At 62.9% G+C, this 18206-nt stretch carries 22 protein-coding genes; 8 read left to right on the plus strand and 14 right to left on the minus strand.

Translation table 11 applies throughout. The features are described 5' to 3' along the window. Nucleotides 1–103: 103 nt before the first annotated feature. Together HNQ36_RS02580 and HNQ36_RS02585 are read left to right on the plus strand one after the other, a co-directional pair. Complete coding sequence (locus HNQ36_RS02580) at nt 104–349, plus strand: hypothetical protein (protein ID WP_184082376.1); 246 nt, start codon at nt 104–106, stop codon at nt 347–349. Nucleotides 350–451: 102 nt separating this feature from the next. Beyond that, nucleotides 452–799 carry an SH3 domain-containing protein gene (locus HNQ36_RS02585; protein ID WP_184082377.1) on the plus strand — a complete coding sequence of 116 codons (348 nt, stop codon included), beginning with the start codon at nt 452–454 and terminating at the stop codon, nt 797–799. Nucleotides 800–840: 41 nt separating this feature from the next. Here HNQ36_RS02585 and HNQ36_RS02590 read toward each other — a convergent pair whose 3' ends face one another. The 6 genes from HNQ36_RS02590 to HNQ36_RS02615 all read right to left on the minus strand — a co-directional run bounded on the left by HNQ36_RS02590 (nt 841) and on the right by HNQ36_RS02615 (nt 5230). Then, nucleotides 841–1224: a PTS sugar transporter subunit IIB gene (locus tag HNQ36_RS02590; RefSeq protein ID WP_184082378.1), complete on the minus strand. Its 384-nt coding sequence runs from the start codon at nt 1222–1224 to the stop codon at nt 841–843. Nucleotides 1225–1288: 64 nt separating this feature from the next. Then, on the minus strand, nt 1289–2005 hold the full coding sequence (locus HNQ36_RS02595; protein ID WP_347339937.1) for an RES family NAD+ phosphorylase: 717 nt from the start codon (nt 2003–2005) through the stop codon (nt 1289–1291). Next, a complete protein-coding gene (locus tag HNQ36_RS02600) occupies nt 1996–2394 on the minus strand; it encodes an MbcA/ParS/Xre antitoxin family protein (RefSeq protein ID WP_184082379.1) in 399 nt (132 codons plus the stop codon). The genes HNQ36_RS02595 and HNQ36_RS02600 overlap by 10 nt, the downstream gene beginning before the upstream one ends. A gap of 141 nt (nt 2395–2535) precedes the next feature. Further along, a complete protein-coding gene (locus HNQ36_RS02605) occupies nt 2536–2775 on the minus strand; it encodes a hypothetical protein (protein ID WP_184082380.1) in 240 nt (79 codons plus the stop codon). 149 nt (nt 2776–2924) lie between these two features. After that, nucleotides 2925–4505 carry an MDR family MFS transporter gene (locus HNQ36_RS02610; protein ID WP_184082381.1) on the minus strand — a complete coding sequence of 527 codons (1581 nt, stop codon included), beginning with the start codon at nt 4503–4505 and terminating at the stop codon, nt 2925–2927. A gap of 206 nt (nt 4506–4711) precedes the next feature. After that, nucleotides 4712–5230, minus strand: coding sequence for a YcgN family cysteine cluster protein (locus tag HNQ36_RS02615; protein WP_184082382.1), 519 nt, complete (start codon nt 5228–5230; stop codon nt 4712–4714). Nucleotides 5231–5544: 314 nt separating this feature from the next. Here HNQ36_RS02615 and HNQ36_RS02620 point away from each other — a divergent pair, with 314 nt between their 5' ends. From HNQ36_RS02620 to HNQ36_RS02630, 3 genes are read left to right on the plus strand one after another with little or no spacing between them, the layout of a single operon-like run. Next, the gene (locus HNQ36_RS02620; RefSeq protein WP_184082383.1) at nt 5545–7824 is read left to right on the plus strand and encodes a PBP1A family penicillin-binding protein; all 2280 of its coding nucleotides are present in this window, start codon (nt 5545–5547) and stop codon (nt 7822–7824) included. Between the two features lie 24 nt (nt 7825–7848). Further along, the gene (locus HNQ36_RS02625; RefSeq protein WP_046830209.1) at nt 7849–8427 is read left to right on the plus strand and encodes a DUF1214 domain-containing protein; all 579 of its coding nucleotides are present in this window, start codon (nt 7849–7851) and stop codon (nt 8425–8427) included. Further along, on the plus strand, nt 8424–8990 hold the full coding sequence (locus HNQ36_RS02630) for a DUF1254 domain-containing protein (protein ID WP_184082384.1): 567 nt from the start codon (nt 8424–8426) through the stop codon (nt 8988–8990). Before HNQ36_RS02625 ends, HNQ36_RS02630 begins: the two co-directional genes overlap by 4 nt. 4 nt (nt 8991–8994) lie before the next feature. Here the strand turns inward: HNQ36_RS02630 and HNQ36_RS02635 are convergent, their stop codons facing one another. After that, nucleotides 8995–9924 (minus strand): LysR family transcriptional regulator, encoded by a 930-nt coding sequence (locus tag HNQ36_RS02635; RefSeq protein ID WP_184082385.1) that lies wholly within the window; start codon nt 9922–9924, stop codon nt 8995–8997. A 108-nt stretch (nt 9925–10032) separates the two neighbouring features. Between HNQ36_RS02635 and HNQ36_RS02640 the strand changes: the two genes are divergently transcribed. Together HNQ36_RS02640 and HNQ36_RS02645 are read left to right on the plus strand one after the other, a co-directional pair. After that, nucleotides 10033–10536, plus strand: a complete 504-nt coding sequence (locus HNQ36_RS02640) for an ester cyclase (RefSeq protein WP_184082386.1) — start codon at nt 10033–10035, stop codon at nt 10534–10536. Between the two features lie 49 nt (nt 10537–10585). After that, nucleotides 10586–11191 (plus strand): NADPH-dependent F420 reductase, encoded by a 606-nt coding sequence (locus tag HNQ36_RS02645; protein ID WP_184082387.1) that lies wholly within the window; start codon nt 10586–10588, stop codon nt 11189–11191. A 54-nt stretch (nt 11192–11245) separates the two neighbouring features. On the opposite strand, the gene HNQ36_RS02650 is transcribed toward HNQ36_RS02645, so the two are convergent. The 4 genes from HNQ36_RS02650 to HNQ36_RS02665 form a co-directional block, all read right to left on the minus strand. Continuing rightward, on the minus strand, nt 11246–11881 hold the full coding sequence (locus HNQ36_RS02650) for a TerC family protein (protein ID WP_184082772.1): 636 nt from the start codon (nt 11879–11881) through the stop codon (nt 11246–11248). Between the two features lie 238 nt (nt 11882–12119). Beyond that, on the minus strand, nt 12120–12521 hold the full coding sequence (locus HNQ36_RS02655; RefSeq protein WP_246395214.1) for a hypothetical protein: 402 nt from the start codon (nt 12519–12521) through the stop codon (nt 12120–12122). A 72-nt stretch (nt 12522–12593) separates the two neighbouring features. Beyond that, complete coding sequence (locus HNQ36_RS02660; RefSeq protein WP_046830214.1) at nt 12594–13322, minus strand: hypothetical protein; 729 nt, start codon at nt 13320–13322, stop codon at nt 12594–12596. Between the two features lie 66 nt (nt 13323–13388). Next, a complete protein-coding gene (locus tag HNQ36_RS02665) occupies nt 13389–13595 on the minus strand; it encodes a hypothetical protein (RefSeq protein ID WP_019197873.1) in 207 nt (68 codons plus the stop codon). A gap of 144 nt (nt 13596–13739) precedes the next feature. On the opposite strand from HNQ36_RS02665, the gene HNQ36_RS02670 reads away from it, so the two are divergent. Continuing rightward, entirely contained in the window at nt 13740–14735 is a 996-nt protein-coding gene (locus tag HNQ36_RS02670; RefSeq protein WP_184082388.1) for a DUF2336 domain-containing protein, read from the plus strand. Between the two features lie 194 nt (nt 14736–14929). Here the strand turns inward: HNQ36_RS02670 and HNQ36_RS02675 are convergent, their stop codons facing one another. The 3 genes from HNQ36_RS02675 to HNQ36_RS02685 all read right to left on the minus strand — a co-directional run bounded on the left by HNQ36_RS02675 (nt 14930) and on the right by HNQ36_RS02685 (nt 17763). Beyond that, complete coding sequence (locus tag HNQ36_RS02675) at nt 14930–15277, minus strand: DUF1491 family protein (RefSeq protein ID WP_184082389.1); 348 nt, start codon at nt 15275–15277, stop codon at nt 14930–14932. Nucleotides 15278–15377: 100 nt separating this feature from the next. After that, entirely contained in the window at nt 15378–16010 is a 633-nt protein-coding gene (locus HNQ36_RS02680; RefSeq protein ID WP_184082390.1) for a peptidoglycan-binding protein, read from the minus strand. Continuing rightward, nucleotides 16003–17763, minus strand: a complete 1761-nt coding sequence (locus tag HNQ36_RS02685) for a PAS domain-containing sensor histidine kinase (RefSeq protein WP_246395216.1) — start codon at nt 17761–17763, stop codon at nt 16003–16005. Before HNQ36_RS02685 ends, HNQ36_RS02680 begins: the two co-directional genes overlap by 8 nt. Nucleotides 17764–18206 lie beyond the last annotated feature (443 nt).

Consider the following 18206-nt stretch of genomic DNA (forward strand, 5'->3'; position numbering starts at 1 on the left):
ACAACCCGCCTTACCACGGCGGGTTTTTTCATGACGGCACGAACCCCGCACGGAACCGCAATGCCTTCGAGGAGGTTTCCACCTCACAGTGTGGAGATCCGTCATGACACCCCAAGAGAGTGTGCTCGATGCGGTTCTGCGGGCACGAGGCATTCTGGCCGAGTATATCGAGCCAGGCCCACGCGATTGCGCTCAGACACTGAGCCGGCTTTTTGTGATCTTCGACGACGAGAAGCTGACGACTGCCATCAACATCCTGAGTCTGGAAGCGGTCAGCGCGGCGATGGCCGAAGCGGACACGACCAAGCGATCACCCGCCTCTCCTCGCCGTCGTCGAACAACCGGCTGAAGCGCAGACAACAGTCTGACATTGTTCCTTCCGCCATCTTTGTTTCCCGGTTAGCATCGGCGCGCGGGCAAAATGGCCGCAGGACAATTGCACGGAATGTCAATGAGCCGGACCATCGCCGCCAGTATGCTCGCAATCTGCCTTGCTGTCCCCTCGCTGGCGAGAGCGGAAGCGGACGGCCCAGACAGTTGGGCCGTGACCGGCGTCGCAGGCAACGATGTGCTGAACATTCGCGCGCAGCCCAATGCGACCGCCCGCATTGTCGGTGTTATCCCGCCAGACGGCCGCGACCTTGCCAATCTCGGCTGCACAGGCATCCCGAGCTTTGCGCAGTGGGAACAAATGAGCGAGCGCGCCAGGCGCGCGGCCGGCGCCAACCGCTGGTGCCGCATCCGCTATCGGGACACCGAGGGCTGGGTGCGCGGCAAGTTTCTGGCTGAAGGCAGCTAGAGAAACGGCGCGCTCTCCATAGACGATGCGGGGTGATGTCCCTAATCGCCTTTGAGCCCGCGCATGACGGCATTGGCCGTATCTTCCGGTCGCGTATTAAATGCGATGGATGCGCGAGGGGCAGCTTTGTGCACCACGTTGATCAGCGCCTCGAACAGCAACATGCTCTTGGGCGGCAAGCGAATCCCGGCGCCGATCACGACGCAGTCATATGGATGGGTCGCAAGCTTGCTTTCAAGCGCAGGGCCAGCGGTGTCGTCCGCCCGGACCAGACAAAGATCCGCGTGCCACCCCAGCTCGTTCATTTGCCGCATGACAATGGCAATCCCGGCATGAATCTTTTCCGGGCTAAGGCCAGGCGGTAGCGCAGGATCGGAGAAATCGACAGTGTCCGGTTCCTGTCCGACGAACAGAACTTTCGGCATCTCGTTGTCTCCAAGCCGGGATGATCCGACCTGAAGGTAGCGGTTCGATGGACGATTGGTAGCGCTAAGACGCCTCCACCCACCTCTCCTCCTTGTAGTCGAACCAGCGGCTGAAGCGCTTGCCGTCCCATTCGTATTGCAGGTGCCGCTCCTGCATCGGCACGCCGACGACATCCGGCCAGAACGCCGCGATGCATGAGCCGCCCGCGTCGCGGACGCTCGGATAGACGATGCCGTCGCTGCCGTCGTCGCGCAGGCCAGCCGCGAACGGCCGGCTGTGCGTGTAGCTCTCGCTGTTCAGGATCCGCCGCCTCAACTTGTCGTCGAGCTTCGCCACATCGTGCAGCGTGGCGTTCACACTTCCCAACAGCACACGCATGTCCTCGCGGCGCGGCGGATCATCTGAATCCGCCGCGAAGCGCGCGAAGTGATAGCCGGTTTCCCTGATCGCGGTGTGCAGCGTGCGCGCGGAGTAATAGACCCCATAGCTGCCGTCCGAAAAACGCGAGCCGTTGCGGTTCACATGGGTGAACGGCGCCATCACCCAAGATGCGTTCGGCCCGGTCACCCGCCGCTCCGGCGGCACCAGCGCAATCTCGCCTGCCTCATCGCGCAGGCGCGGATTGGTCGCCTGTTCAAGGTCGGTCAGAACGTCCCACACAGCGGGATCATCCGAAACCCGCTCGAACAGCGCGATCGGCGGATAGCGGGACGCGATGATGCGCCAAGCCTCACGCCAGCGCACCCGCGTCGTGCCAGCACCGGCTCCGGTCACGACCACGGCGCGCGGGCGGCATCGACATAGGCGCGCACCGCCGCGAGATCCGTGACGTCGCCGGCGGTCATCCTTGCGAGAGGAGTCTGTCCCGCGAAAGCGCGGTTCGGGCGCAGCACCCAGCCGTCGGCGAGCGCGGCGTCGGAGTAGACGATCTGCAGCGCCTTCCAGATACCCGCGACATAGCCGATCCGGCGCAGCGTATCGTCCGGCACGCGCGCGCCCTTGCCGCTTTTCCATTGAAAAAACGTGCGCTCCGCAGGATTGCCGAGAATGCGCCGCGCGTCGCCATTGCCGATACCCCACAGGGCCATGATGCGGAAGAAGCCTTCCAGCGCGAGGCCGTGGCGGTCGGCAGGAATAAGTTCCGGAGCTATCTGCGGTTTTGCAGGCATTGGCCTATCCTCTGCAATCTTGCATAAGATAGGAACCTTGCCTGCGAGCGTCAATGGCTCACTTGGCCCGTGTCAGGGCCGGGAAAACACAATTCTGGAGCTTGCAGGAACCCTAACCCGGCAGCGTCACGTTGTCAAGGATTAATTTCCTATATCGTCATCGGCGAGACCGCCGCCGCCCTGCGCGGCGCAGATGCCGACGCTGACCCGCTGCGGAATCTTCGCGTCGCAGTAGCTGTTGCAGATGGGTCCGTTGAGCCGGGAGCACTTCGCCATGCACGCCTGATAGCTGCAGGTCACGCCCGCGGGTCCGGCCGCAGCGGCGGTCCCCGGCATTGCGCTTGCGATCAGATGGACGATCAGCCACGCGGTGTTCAACATGCACTGCTCCGTTTGGGGAGAGTGCAGCACGACGCGATGTCCCGCGCAACGCGGACACGTTCTCCCGAACTGCCGCCCACCTTCGCCTTATGCGCCGGAGTTTGTCACCGTTTCGCCTTTTCGCGCGAAGCGGCGTTCAAGGTCGCGCCCTACTCCGCCATTTCGGCGGCGGCCGCTTGCGGCGGCCCGGCGAGCGGGCGCTCTTCCATCAGCATCACCAGTGTCGCAGCGGTTGCAAGCAACGCCGCGGCAGCCCCGAACACATAACGGAACGCGACGATCATATCGCTCGCGGCGATCGCATGCTTCGAGCCGATCTGATGCTCGGCGCCGATGGTGAGATTGCCGCCGAGTACCATCAGAAGGATCGCCGTGAAGACCGCGACGGTGAACGATGCCAGCAGCGAGCGGAAGAAATTCATCGCGCCCGTCGCCGTGCCGACCTGCGCACGCGGCACGGCATTTTGAATCGACACGACGCTGACGGGAAACACGGTGCCGAGACCGACCGCCATCAGCGACAACGCCGCGAGCAGTTGCCACAGCGGCAGCGGCGTCGCCAGCGCGAGCGCAAACGCCGCGCATGTCGCGAGGCTCACGCCGCCGATCGCCGCGCGCTTGTAGTGCTTGGTGTACATCATCGCACGGCCCGCGGCCCATGCGCCAAGCACCGACACCGCAACCAGCGGAATCAAGGCGAGCCCCGCTTCGCTCGCGGTGAGGCCATACACGACCTCATAGTACAGCGGCATGTGCACGGTGAGACCGATCATGGTGCCGATGGCGCAGCCGCCAGCAGCCATTGCGTACGGCACCACCGTTCCCGACAGCAACGGGATCGGCAGGAACGGCTCCTGCGCGCGGCGAACGTGCCAGACGAAAGCCACGCCGAGGAACAGCGCCGATCCGATCATCGCAAGGATCGCGGGCGATGCCCACGCGAAGCGGTTGCCGCCCCATGTCAGCACCAGCATCACGATCACGGCGGACGCCATCAGCAGGATGCCGCCGAGCCAGTCGACCTTGCGTCTGCGATGGAAGACCGGAATCTTTTTCATCCTCGGCAGCAGCAGTCCGAGCGACAGCGCGCCGAGCGGCAGATTGATCCAGAAGATCACCGACCAGTGCAGATGTTCGGCGAACAAGCCGCCAAGCACAGGTCCGCCGATGCCCGCGGCCACCCACACCGATGAGAAATAAGCCTGATACTGGCCGCGTTCGCGCGGCGACACCACGTCGGAAATCACGATCTGCACCAGCGGGAGGATACCGCCGCCGCCGATGCCCTGAAGCGCACGCGCGAGAATCAGCGTCAGAATGTTCGGCGCGATCGCGCACAGCACCGAGCCGAGCAGGAACAGCGACATCGAAACGATGATCATCGCGCGGCGGCCGTAGATATCGCTCAGCGTGCCGTAGACCGGCGCGACCGCCGTCGCCGACAACAGATACGCGGTGATCACCCAGGACAGGTTGCTGACATCGTGAAACTGGCGGCCGATGGTCGGCAATGCGGTTGCGACGATGGTCTGGTCGAGTGCGGTCAGGAACATCGTGAGCATCAGGCTCAGCAGGATGGTCCGCACTTCGCTTTTCGACAGCGGCGGCGCCGGCACGATCGGCGGCGCTTCGGAAAGATCGATGACTTCGGTGGCGATGTTGGAAACGTCGTCCGGGTCCAGCGCCTGCGCTTCGTCCGCGTCGCCGCGCTGTCGATGTGTCTCGGTCATGAGCCTGAAAAGGTGGTCCGGGAAAGGACGTTATAGCGAATGGTCCAGCCTCGACCGGCCTGACCTTGAAATGCACGGGATGACGCTAGGTTTATCCTGTTTCGCGCGGCTTCATAAGCAGCGCAGGCGCATGGGTGCACCGCGCAGATGGATCATCACCTGCGCGTTATCCCGTGCCTGAAGGATGTTTAAGGAAGCAGCGCGAGTTATTTGGACGCCGGGCGCTTCTTCAGCCGCGCGCGTTTCGGAATCACGCCGGGCCATTGCACGATATGGTCCTCGAGGTCCGCCTCTTCGACCTCATCCTCGGTTCCCCACACCCGCCCCTGCACCGACACGCCGGCTTCGTGGACCGTGTTGGGATCGCCCGAAATCAGCGGGTGCCACCAATAGAGGTCGCGGCCCTCGGCCACGAGCTTGTAGCCGCAACTCGGCGGCAGCCAGCTCAACGTCCGGACGTTCTCCGGCGTCAGCCGCACGCAATCGGACACCTTGGCCGACCGGTTGGGATAGTCCTTGCAGGCGCACAGCCCCGCATCGAGCAGCGTGCAGGAAATGTGGGTGAAGTAGATCTTGCCGGTGTCCTCGTCTTCGAGCTTTTCCAGGCAGCAGCGCGCGCAGCCATCGCACAGGCTTTCCCATTCGCTGTCGGACATCTCCTCCAACGTCTTGGTTTTCCAGAAAGATTCGCTCTGGGTCGAAGGCGGCCGAGGCCGGACTGTCATGGCTTTGAACCTGTCGGGGTCGCGGGACGTACTTACGTTATATGGAGGCTTTATGAGCCTTGGCGCAGGCGGTGCAAGCGGCAAGGTGGAGGCCGGCGTTTTCCGTGCCGAAAAGCGTGGGCAGCGTTCACCCTCATCATCAAAAAACCAACGCGGCCATTGGTTTATGGTTCATGGTCGGCTAGAAGTTTGCAGATTCCCGACGGTGAAATCGGCTCTCCGGTCGCCTTGGGGATGCCGCAAATTGATCAGCATCGTCTAACCAGCGCTTTTCATCCGGCGACTCGGTCGTCGCGTTATTTTCAAGGGTTCCGGTGCGCCAGATCGTACCCAGCGAGTGGAAAAAGCGGTTCCGGCATTTTCTGCTGGACCTCGACGCGCGCATCGATTCAACGCTGTTCTCGTCGGGCGCGGGACTGCGCGAACTCTGGGAGCGCTATTCGACCTTCATGGATCGTTTCTATGTCGGCCGCTGGAAGCGCTGGGTCTTCGTCGAACCGATCTCGGAAGGCGCAACCATCGGCCTTGCCGGTCTGGTGCTGATGCTCGCGCTGGCGGTTCCCGCCTTTCGCGAAACCTCCGACGACGACTGGCTGAAGAAATCCGATCTTGCTGTGTCGTTCCTCGATCGCTACGGCAATCCGATCGGAAACCGCGGCATCAAGCACAATGACTCGATCCCGCTCGAGGATTTTCCCGACAATCTGATCAAGGCGACGCTCGCCACCGAGGACCGCCGCTTCTACGATCACTTCGGTATCGACATTGCAGGCACCACGCGCGCGCTGGTCACCAACGCCCAGGCCGGCGGCGTGCGGCAAGGCGGCTCGTCGATCACGCAACAGCTCGCCAAGAACCTGTTCCTCAACAACGAGCGCACCATCGAGCGCAAGGTGAAGGAAGCGTTCCTCGCCATCTGGCTGGAAACGCGCCTGAGCAAGAACGAGATTCTGAAGCTCTATCTCGACCGCGCCTACATGGGCGGCGGCACCTTCGGCGTCGACGGCGCGGCGCACTTCTATTTCAACAAGTCCGCGCGCGACGTGAATCTGGCGGAAGCCGCGATGCTCGCCGGACTGTTCAAGGCGCCGACCAAGTACGCGCCGCACATCAACCTGCCCGCCGCCCGCGCCCGCGCCAACGTCGTGCTCGACAATCTGGTGGATGCAGGCTTCATGACCGAAGGTCAGGTGTTCGGCGCCCGCCGCAACCCCGCCAACGCGGTCGACCGGCGCGACGAGAATTCGCCGAACTACTATCTCGATTATGCCTTCGACGAGATGCGCAAGCTCGTCATGACGTTCCCGAAATCCTACACCGAGCGCGTGTTCGTGGTTCGCACCGCGATCGACATGAATGTGCAGCACGCCGCGGAAGCCGCTGTCGAAAACCAATTGCGCCAGTTCGGCCGCGACTATCACGCAACGCAGGCCGCGCTTGCCCTCGCCGATCTGGACGGCGGCGTGCGCGCGATGGTCGGCGGCCGCGACTACGGCGCCAGCCAGTTCAACCGCGCCGTCGACGCGATGCGCCAGCCGGGCTCGTCGTTCAAACCCTATGTCTACGCCACCGCGCTGATGAACGGCTTTACGCCGAAGTCCATCGTCGTCGATGGACCTGTCTGCATCGGCAACTGGTGCCCGCAGAACTACGGCCGCTCCTATTCGGGCTCAATGACGCTGACGACAGCGATAACCCGCTCCGTCAACGTCATTCCCGTGAAGCTGTCGATCGCGATGGGCAAAGGCAGCCCCAACCCGCCGAGGGCTGGCCGCGCCAAGATCGTCGAGACCGCGCGCAAGATGGGCATCACCGCTCCCCTCGTCGATACGCCATCGTTGCCGATCGGCTCCACCGAAGTCAGCCTCGTCGAACATGCCGTCGCCTACGCCGCCTTCCCGAACAAGGGACGCGCGGTGAAGCCGCACTCCGTTCTCGAAGTCCGTACCGGCACCGGCGATCTGGTCTGGCGCTGGGATCGCGACGGCAAAAAGCCGACGCAAGCGATCCCTGCCTCGGTCGCCGCGGACATGTCGGAAATGATGAGCCACGTGGTCGACGAAGGCACAGCGCGGCGCGCCAGGCTCGACGGCATTCCCGCTGCCGGCAAGACCGGTACGACGAACGCGTTCAGGGACGCGTGGTTCGTCGGCTTCACCGGCAACTTCTCGATGGCCGTCTGGTACGGCAACGACGACTATTCGCCGACCAACCGCATGACCGGCGGCTCGCTTCCCGCACAGACATGGCATGACGTCATGGTGGTTGCGCATCAGGGCGTCGAGGTCAGGGACATTCCCGGCGTCGGTCCCGGCAAGAGACTTCCGCCGGATGTCCTTGCGGCTGCCAATGCAAACGCCAAGGCTCCCGAAGTGAACCCCGGTCCGCCGCCGATCCTGACCCGGCGCGGCGCGAACATTCTGGTACGCGTCGAAAAGCTGTTTGACGACGCAGCAAAGACCGTAAACGTGCCCGGCAAGACGACCTCGAACGACGCCGCCAAGCCGGCATCCCCTTCCAGCGTGGCCTTCCCGGACAGTTTCGCATCGGCTACTTCCGATCCGGCGGCGCCTGTGCCGCCGCGCAAGAACTAACCGCGTCATGATAGCGCTTCCACCGTGCGGCTGATCCTCATCACTCTCGTCACACTGACCATCGCAACCATCGTCGGCCTTGGCACGACATGGATGACGGCGACGCGCGGCGTCAACGTCGGCACCATCAAGATCGGCGCATGGACTGCACGTCCAAAGACCGGCACGAGCGACATCGACCCCTACTCGCGCGCCTCGGTCGCGCGCAGCGGCGAACTTCCGGTCGGCACCGGCGATGGCGTCATGTTCACGGCGACGACCGACGATACCGGCCGCCAGCTCGACGGACGATGCGATGTCGTCGTGAAGGGCGTCACGCCCGCCGCGCGGTTCTGGACCCTGACGTTCTACGATCCCAAGGGACGGCTCGTCGCCAATTCGCTGCAGCGTTACGGTTTCACCAGTCAGGAAATCGTCCGCGGATCGGACGGCGGCTTCGAAGTGCGGATCACATCGCGGTCGCGCGCCGGAAACTGGCTGCCGACCGGCGGTCTTGACCACTACATGCTGGCGCTGCGGCTTTACGATACGCCGGTCGGCGTCGGAACGCGCACGCAGAAGGATGCGCCGATGCCCTCCATCGTGACGGTGGGGTGCCCATGATCCGCTGGCTGTTCGCAATCATCGGCGGCGCACTGCTCGGCGGGGTCGTGCATCTCGTCAGCGTGCTTGTGCTTCCCCGCGTCGCCACCCTCGATGCCTATTCGCGCCTCGCGCCGATCACCAAGCTCAATGCCGTCACCGCACTGCCCGCGGCAGAGCCCGGCAAGGCGCCGATGCCGTTCATGGACCCGGCTTTCGCAAGCGCCGCCTGCCGCTACGATCTCTCGAACGGCCCGATCAAGCTCACCGTGCCGGTAAGTCAGGCCTACACATCGGTGTCATTCTACACGCGCAACGATGTCGCGTATTACGCGATCAATGATCGCTCGGCTGGACGGCGCGTGATCGAACTCGACCTGATGACGGCGGCACAACACGCCGAACTGCCGGAAGACGAGGAAGTCACCGCCGCCGACCGGCTGATCATCGACTCGCCGACCACAACCGGCCTGATCCTGCTCAAGGCACTGGCCGCAGAACCCGGCCTGATGCCGCAGGCGCAAGCGTCGCTGGCCGCTGCGAATTGCCGCGTACAAACCGACACGCCGCAAGCCAAGCGATAGTCCATTAGCTGATGCTCCCCGCAAACCGCTCGGCGAGACGTTCGCGGCGGAAAGCTTCAGCGACGAAATCGACAAACGCGCGCGTCTTCGCCGGCAGCAGCGTGCGGGTCGCATAATAGACCGAGATCGAGCCTGCGTCGGCGTACCATTGCGGCACGACGCGCACGAGCGCGCCGCTTTCGAGGTGGTGCAATGCATCCGGCACCGCGATCAATGTCACGCCGAGACCGAGCAGCGCGGCGCGGCACATCGCGGAGGGATCGTTGAACGCGATCGTGCCGGGCAATGGCACATCGGCTTCCGAACCCGCGGCGTTGCGCATGGTCCACTGCCGCACCCGTCCAGTCCGCGCAGCGCGCATCAGGATGCCATCGAACGCGGCAAGTCCCGTAGGATCTTGCGGTAGTGTGCGGCCTTTCAGATAGGCCGGCGATGCGACCGCGATGATGTGCAACGGCGCGAGCGGCCTTGAGACGACGCCCGGTGCGAGTTCGATACCACCGCCGATCGCCGCATCGAATCCTTCGGCGATCAGGTCGACCTGCCGGTTGTCGAATTGCCAGTCAGCGCGAACGCGCGGATAGCGCGCGAGAAACGCGGGCAGCAGCGGCAGAACGTAGTCCACGCCAAATGTCGGACTGAGGCTGACCTTGAGCACGCCGGCAGGCTCGCCGTGGTCCGTCGCCGCTCCGGCGATGGCGGCCTGAAGACCTTCGAGATTTCCGCGAATCTCCAGCAGAAAACGCTCCCCGGCTTCGGTGAGCGTCAGCTTGCGCGTGCTGCGCTGGAACAGGCGGATTCCGAGATTCCGCTCCAGCATCGCGACGTTCCGGCTGACCGCAGCCGGCGTCAGCGCCAGACGGCGGGCTGCGGCAGAAAACCCACCATTTTCAGCGCTTTGAACGAAAGACTCGAGATTGGCCAGCGTTTCCATGTTGTCATTTTATACTATTGCTTGAAAATAAATACAGCAATTCCCGGCTAATCAGTTGCCAATAAACAGGCGATATCGGGTCCGTCACCAGCCAAACGGAGCCACCCAATGTCCCAGCCAATCTCCTCCACCTGCCGCGGTTTTCTGATCGCCCTGGCCCTCGCCGGCAGCGTTACCCAGGCTTTTGCCCAGAACACCGGCGCACCCCTTGAGGCCAACAAGGCCGTGGTGCGTACGGTCATCGAGGAAGTGCAGCGCGACGGCAACTTCGCGAATTTCGAAAAGCTGTTTGCGGCAAGCTACGTCGACCGGACCGCGTTCCCGGGATTCGCCAACGACCGCGAGGGCACCCGTAACGTCTACCTCACGCTTCGCAAAGCCTTCCCCGGCTTCCGCGCCGTCATTCATCGTCAGGTTGCTGAGGGCGATCTCGTAACATCGCACAAGACCTACCACGGCAAGCATCTCGGAGAATTCAACGGCGTCGCCCCGACCGGCCGCGATATCACCTTCGAGGCCATCGACATCATGCGCGTCCGCGACGGTCAGATCACCGATCACTGGGGCGTCACTGACATCGGTTCGCTGATGCGCCAAATCAGCGCCCGCTGAACCGGCTTTGAAATCAACTCACACATCCAAAACCTGAAAGGAACACACGATGACCAAGACAATCGGAATTATCGGATCGGGCTCAATCGGTTCAGCCTTCGCACGCAGGCTCGCCAGCGCCGGAATGGAAGCAACCATCGCCAACAGCCGTGGCCCTGCTTCACTCAAGGATCTCGTTCGCGAGATTGGCCCCTCCATCAGGGCCGGCACGGTGACGGAAGCCGCGAGCAAGGACATCGTCCTCGTCGCCGTGAACTGGTCGAAACTCCCGGCCGCGCTTGCCGGCCTGCCCGCCTGGAACGGCCGCATCGTGATCGACGCCAACAACCCGATTGAAGCGCCGCTGTTCAAGCCCGCTGAACTGAATGGCCGGATCTCGAGCGAAGTCTTTGCTGGATTTGTGCCGGGCGCACGCGTGGTCAAGGCTTTCAATCACCTGCAAGCGCACGTGCTCGCGAGTGACCCGCAAGCCGACGGCGGCAAGCGCGTCCTGCTCTATTCCGGTGATGACAACGCCGCGAAGGCGGACGTCGCAGCGCTGATCGACCAGCTCGGCTTCTTCGGCATCGATCTTGGGTCGCTCGCCGTCGGTGGAAAGCTTGTCCAGTTTCCCGGCGGGCCGCTGCCGGTGCACAATCTGGTCAAGGTCGCCTGAACGCACGACAACGCCGCCCGCAATCAAAACTGCGGGCGGCGTTTTCGGCATCCCTTACTTCATATTATTCATATGCGGCCAGATCTCCAGCGCGCCGCGGTAGATCATCTCGCCGGCAACGTACAGAATGACCGCGAGGCCGACATAGGCGATCCAGCGGTGCTTCTGCAGCAATTTCGCAATGAACGACGCGGCAATACCCATCATCGCGATCGACAGCGCCAGACCGAAGACCAGAACCCATGGATGCTCGCGGGCCGCGCCTGCAACAGCCAGCACGTTGTCCAGCGACATAGAGACGTCGGCGACGATGATTTGCCAGGTGGCCTGAGCCAGCGTTTTGGTCGGCATACCTTCGACCGCTACGCCCTCCTCCGTCACGGCATTTTCTTCGTGGCCAGCGCCAGAGCGCAGTTCGCGCCACATCTTCCAGCAGACCCACAGCAGCAAGATGCCGCCCGCAAGCAGCAGGCCGACAATGGCCAGTAGCTGAGTTGTAAGACCCGCGAACACGATGCGAAGCACCGTGGCGGCGATGATGCCGATCAGGATTGCCTTGTTGCGCTGTTCCTTTGGCAGGCCAGCAGCAGCGAGGCCGATAACGATGGCGTTGTCGCCAGCAAGAACCAGGTCGATAAGGATGACCTGAAAGAGTGCAGTCAAAACTTCTGGTGTGATGAAATCAAACATAAGCCGGGCTTCCCTTTTTGTTGAGGAAGAGCGGCCTCCTGTCACAGGCGATTACGGATCTTCGCTGCCAGTCACCCACCAACTCACTTAAGTTAGTGCATCACGGGCGGACGTTGCCGCATATCCAAGGGGCCACTCCAAGTGAATTCCAGTCCGACATCGCAGCTTCAAAGCTGCCAGAGGGGCCCGGCCTGGTCGTCTACATTCCAAGTCTACGATCTAAGTTCTGCGTATCTCCCTATTGTTCATAAGTTCGGCGTTCGAACAGATGCTCGAACAGTTGGACGACTTGTTCCGGTTCGCCCATCACGGACGCAGCGCAACCGGTAATAACCAGACCACCGGCGATATCCCAGAGATTCAGGTTCTCCGTGTTCCGCCTCGCCCTGGTCGAGAACGCCACCACCGCGGCAAGCGCCGCTGTTCCGAAAAACAGCACGCTCAGCGCAGGCAACACGAGACGCTGTTCAAGCGCATAGACGATGAAAAACGCAGGCACGGCAACGGTGAAACTCAGCGCGATCAACGTTCCGAAGTTCCGACCGAAGAGAAACACCTTGGCAATTGGGGAACCTGTCATTCCATCCCCCATTTTCATCTCGCGGCAAATCAGCTGGCGTGTTGTCTCAGGAACAAACAACCGATTGCGGGCGGACTCAACGCGACGTTCTGCCGCACATCTGAGTGCAAAGAGGCCGAAACCGCAGTAAAATCAACCGCCTACGCGCAGTGCGCGGCCAACGACCGGCGTGGCCTTAATCCACGTCTCTGACGCCCGCTTGGATAACTGGACGATCAGGCGATCGGCATCCGCGGCCATCGCATCCGGCGCGTGGATCACCAGCCGGTCCAGCGCCCATCGATAGGACGCCACGCGCTGCTGCAGGCATTGCTGCACCCACTGCACCACCAGCACATTCTCACGCATGCGCGCCTGCGCATCGGCGTATTCGCGCGGCGACAGTTCCGAGACGATGCCGAGCGCCTTGTTGCGCTTGATGTCGAGATCGTTGACGCGCAGAGCGACCGGAATGAACTGATCGAGCATGACGCCGTCGTTGCGCACGTCCTCCATCAATCCGCCATAGGCCGCGGCCTGCGACCGGTGCGGTTCATCGATCATGCGCCGTCCATAAATCGTCCGGTCGAAAACCACCGTCTGCCGCCAGGGCGCCGGTATCGTTTTGTAATCGCCGAACACCGCTTTCCACGCCGGGCGCGAGTGCGGCGGTTCGATGAAGTAGTAGGCAAGATCGCGCAGCGATCGTTCCAGATCGGTCAACTGGAATTGCGATGGCTGACCGCCCAGCGCCGTGGTGGCCTCGACGCCGACCCACTTGTGCATGTCTTCATGATAAAATGTCGAGCGCGTGCGGCCGAAATCATCACTCGCGCATGCGAGGCTCGCCACGAACGGCAAAAGATAAAGCGGATTACACATCGCGGTCCGGTGTCACAGCGTTGCCGATCCGGCGAGGCTCTCGCCGGCAGAGACTCTGAACGCTGGTCAGGAACGCGCCCGGCGCTTGCGACGGCGGCCTGGTGCCGTTCCCTCCTCCGGTCCGATTCCATCGCTGGCTTCGTCGGCGTAACGCTCGATCCGGATGGCGGGGAGAATCAGGATGGTTGCCGTTCCCTCGCGCGGGGCCATGTTCACATCCGGCCCGGCGCGACGCGCCGCTGCATCGACCGGAAATTCAACAATGGTGCCCATATCAATCTCTCCTGGCCGCCCTGCTTTTCCCCAAGGATTGGCTCAAGGATCGGCGGCACCCGGTCATTAAGAGTGAGCATGGTTAATGGCTTGTTAACAGGCGCCGGATAACGTCAGGCCGAGACTTAACCTCGCGTATCCGGCATGACGACACTCCCGATGTTTCACGGCTTTGATGGCCTGATGACTCTGTCCCGGCGCGAGGGCGTTGATATTCGCCCGACGCTGCTGCGCGTGCTGACGGACCTTTACGTCCAGACCGCCGATCATACCCGCGACGAGGAACGGCAGTTCGCCGAGCTGGCTTCGCGCCTGATCGATGAAGTGGACGACGCCACGCGTGCCGCCGTGCGGGCGCGGCTTGCGATCTACCCGAACACCCCGCGTGAAATCGCCCGGAAGCTGCAGTTGAAATACACGACGGGCAAACCGCAGCCCGTTTCAGCGAACGATGAGCATATTCTCGACGATACACTGATTGATCCGGCGGATCTGGAGATCGTATCGGAGTCCGAGGTCTCGGTCGCTCCTGCGATGATGCCCGCGCCGACCATGTCGATGCAGCCGGACGATGCGGCGCAGCTGATCGAGATGTTTCTGGCGGCCGACCGCACCCAACGCGCCCAGATGCTCCATGGCCTGACCGACACGCCGCTGAAACCATCAACACCGGTCGACCCGCGCCGCGCTACGCGCGCTGTTGCGAACCTGGAACAGGCTGCGCTGGCGGCCGATGCCTCGGACTTTACGGCCGAGCTGGCCGATGCCCTGATCCTGACCTCCAAGGTTGCGGCCCAGATCGTCAATGAACCGGGCGGCGAACCGCTGGCCTGCGCACTCAAGGCGCTCGGCATGCCGGGCGAATCGTATCAACGCGTGCTGCTGTTTCTGAATCCGTCGCTCGGCGCATCGGTCATGGATGTCTACCGGCTGGCGCGCCTCTACGAGGTGATCGAATTGCGAACTGCGCTGATCATGCTTGCGGCGTGGCGCGGCGCCGCACTGGCCGCCACGCGGGCGAAATATCGCCCCGCACTCTACGACGACGAGCGCCAGCGCGCCCGTTCAACGCCGGCGCAATCGCGTCCCGCCGCTCAGCCGGGCACGCACGTCATCACGCGCGAAACATCGCGCGGTTAGAGCGTTTTCGTTTTTGATGGAAGCACCCTACGTCCGCGATGTGCCCCTCTCCCCGCTGGGGAGAGGGTTGGGGTGAGGGGCGCTAGATCTATCGATAGTTTCTACGCCCTCACCCGGATTGCTTCGCAATCCGACCTCTCCCCACGGGAGAGGTGGAGCTAAACGATAGGCCGGCCTCTTTAATCGAAACCGCCTTATGTTTTCGCCAGATCGAGGAAGTGCCGCCCTTCCCTGTCCTCGATCTCGACAATCCAGACATCCGGATCGAAACCGATTTCCTTGGTGAGGCGCGCTTCGATGGCGGCTTCGTCCACGGCCTGCGGCGGCGACTGCGTGAAAACGCGCTCGACCGGCCGGCTGTCATCGTAGGCGGTTTGCGGCGCCGGAACGAACAGCAGCGCCGTGCCGTCCATCAGAGCGACCTTCACGAAGACCGCGCCCGCTTCTTCCGCGCCGCGACGCCGGACCGCGCCGAACATACCGGCGCTCTGGCATCGCCGCAGATAACCCGCGACCCAGATAGACGATTTCAGGCGAGACATGAGGCAGGACCGATCAGGCGGATGGAAAGACAGGCAGGTGCTACCACAGTCGGAGCCGACGATGTTAGCCGCCTGTCTCACCATTGATGGGTGACGCCGCTTAGTCGATCGGGCGCCCCGTCAGAACCGTCAGGTCCCGGATCAAGCGATCGGACAACTGACCCGTGAGCGGCATCTTGCGATCCCGCTCGAATTTCTGAATCGCCGCCTGCGTATCCGTTCCGATCACGCCGGTCGGCTTGAGCTGGCCATAGCCAAACTCGGTCAGCGCACGCTGGACCGCGGCAATGCGACGGGTCGAAACAATCAGATCGCCGACCGGATCGCTCTTTGCCGTGTGAACCGGCGCGGGAGGCCGCGGCACGGCAGGTGATGCGACCGGCTTCGCAGGAGCCGGCGCTACCGATTCCTGCGGCTTGTCGATAACGCGAGCCTCGGCTTCAACCGGACGGACCCGCGGCAACGGCGCGGGCGACGGTGCCACGGCGGGTAGCGACGAGACCGCAGCGGTGCTGAACATCGGCGATGGGTGACGGCCGGCCTGCAGGAACATCGCATTGGTGACGATGGCGATCACAGCCGCGAGCGCCGCGGTTGCCGCCAGTGTATCCTTCGGGCTGTGAAGCAGGACGCGCATGATCAGACCGCGCTCCGGCTCCGGCTCAACCGCAACTGCGGCGGCGCGACGGCGGCGGCGGGGTTTCTCGTCGTCTTCTGCAATCTGTCTAGGCACGTTTCTTCACCTGATAATCTTGTGGTTCCGCGCGCTGCGGCGCGAGGGTGGCGATATTGCTGGGCTTTTCGGCCGGCGGCGTAAACACCATCGGCAAGGCAACGGTCACGGTCGTACCGACGTCGATCTGGCTTTGTACCGTCATCTCGCCGCCATGCATCGCGACCAGGCTCTTGACGATGGAGAGTCCAAGTCCGGTCCCTTCGTGGCGGCGCTGATAGGTCTTTCCGGCCTGAAAGAACGGATCGCCGATCCGCTTCAGGTCCTCGGCGCCGATACCGACGCCGCTGTCGACCACACGAACCAGCAGGCGCGATCCTTCCACGCCCGCGGAAACGGTGACGGTGCCGCCCCGCTCCGAGAACTTGATGGCATTGGACAGCAAATTCAGAATCATCTGCTTGAAGGCGCGCGGATCGCCGGTGATCTGCGGCAGGTCCGCCGGGGCACGCGTGGCAATCTCGATGCCGTTTTCGCGCGCTTTCAGAACCATCAGGTTGCAGCAGCCGATCAGGGACTCGCGCGGGGCAAACAGCTCGGGAACGATCTCGAAGTTGCCGCTTTCCATCTTCGACATGTCGAGAATGCCGTTGACCACCGAGAGCAAATGCAAGCCGGAGTCGTTGATCAACTGCGCGTATTCCTGCCGGCGCGCCGCATCGATCATCATTTCCTTCTCGCGAACGATCATTTCCGAGAACCCGATAATGGCGTTCAGCGGCGTCCGCAATTCATGACTCATCGTGGCGAGGAAGCGCGACTTGGATGCACCCGCGCGCTCGGCTTCCATATGCGCCATCTCGAGCGCCTGTTCCTGGAGCTTGCGCTCGGTGACGTCGCGCATCACGGCCACCACGTCGACATCGGGACCCGCGAGCGACCGTGACGTCGCATCGATCGGCCGGCACCGCATTTCGATCCAGACGAAGTCGGCGGACGGCGTGCGTGCATGATCGGAGTCACGCGCGACATCCCGCCTCACGCGGAATTCGACACTGCGTTCGTCGCCGCTGCGCGCGGCTTCCGACAAGGCAGTCAGGTAAGCCGGACGATCGGCCACATGAACGCGGTCGAACAGTCCGTGCTCCAGCAGCAGCGCCGCGGGCGTACCGAGCAAGGCCTCCGCGGCCGGCGAAATGAACCGGATCGCGCCGTTACGGCTGTGCCGGGAAATCACATCGCTGATGTTGTGCGCGAGAAGGCGATAACGCTCCTCCTCGACCATCAGCAGCTTTCTGCTCATCCGGCCCAGCGATTCCGCGCTGAACGCCAGCGCCGATGCGTAGATCGTCGCGGTTGCAATCCCAAGCGCCTCGAACAGCGAACTGTACGAGGCAGGAATCTGCGACACCGGCAAGGCTCCGAAGGCGTCGATCACCACGAGTCCCAGCGCACAGCCGAGCGCAAGCGCAACGGCGATGGCGACCGCACGCCGCGAGGCCGACAGCGCCGCATCGAGCGGAACGGCCACCAGCCAGATCGCAGCGAACGACGAGATTCCTCCGGTATTGATGCACACCGCCATGACCACCGCCGCCAGTGCGGTCGAGGACAGGATGTGCGCGCGCTCGTATTGGCCTGTGCGCGACAGATAATATGAGACGAGGATCGGCGCGATCAGCCATGCGAACACCATGACTTCGACTTCCTGCGGCGCTCCGCGCACCGCAAGATAAAGTGGCAGCGAAGCAAGCGCGGCAAGGCCGCCCAGCAGCCGCGGGCCGATGAAGGCGCGATGACGGGCTCTCGTCATCAGATCCCGCCGCGCTGATGGATGCAGCAGCGAGTCCAGATGATCGCGTATGATGCCGGACAATCTCACGTTGTTCTCACTGCTCGGCCGGTCGTCGTATCGACGGCCGGAACGCCCCCGTTTTTCGTTTGGCCGATGGTGTCAGAGTGAACTTAAGCGAACGCTAAGGCGCGGGGCCGATTGCGAGTTACACCATTCGGATGTGCTGTTTCGCGCGAAATCGGCGATTTCATTCGGCCGGAATGGTGAACGCGAAGTTTCCATGCCGCGTCGTTATGGTTTCGAAATCGTGCATGGCCGATGAGCGCTCCAGCAGGCCCATGCGCGGCATTCAAAACAAAATAACTTCTTATCAATTGAAAATTTACGCCAAATCAAACCATTCAAATTTTACACAGCACAAGAACCGGGGATTTATCCGCGTCTGCTACGACTGACGATGA

The organism is Afipia massiliensis (genome assembly GCF_014203115.1).
Taxonomy (GTDB): Bacteria; Pseudomonadota; Alphaproteobacteria; order Rhizobiales; family Xanthobacteraceae; genus Afipia; species Afipia massiliensis.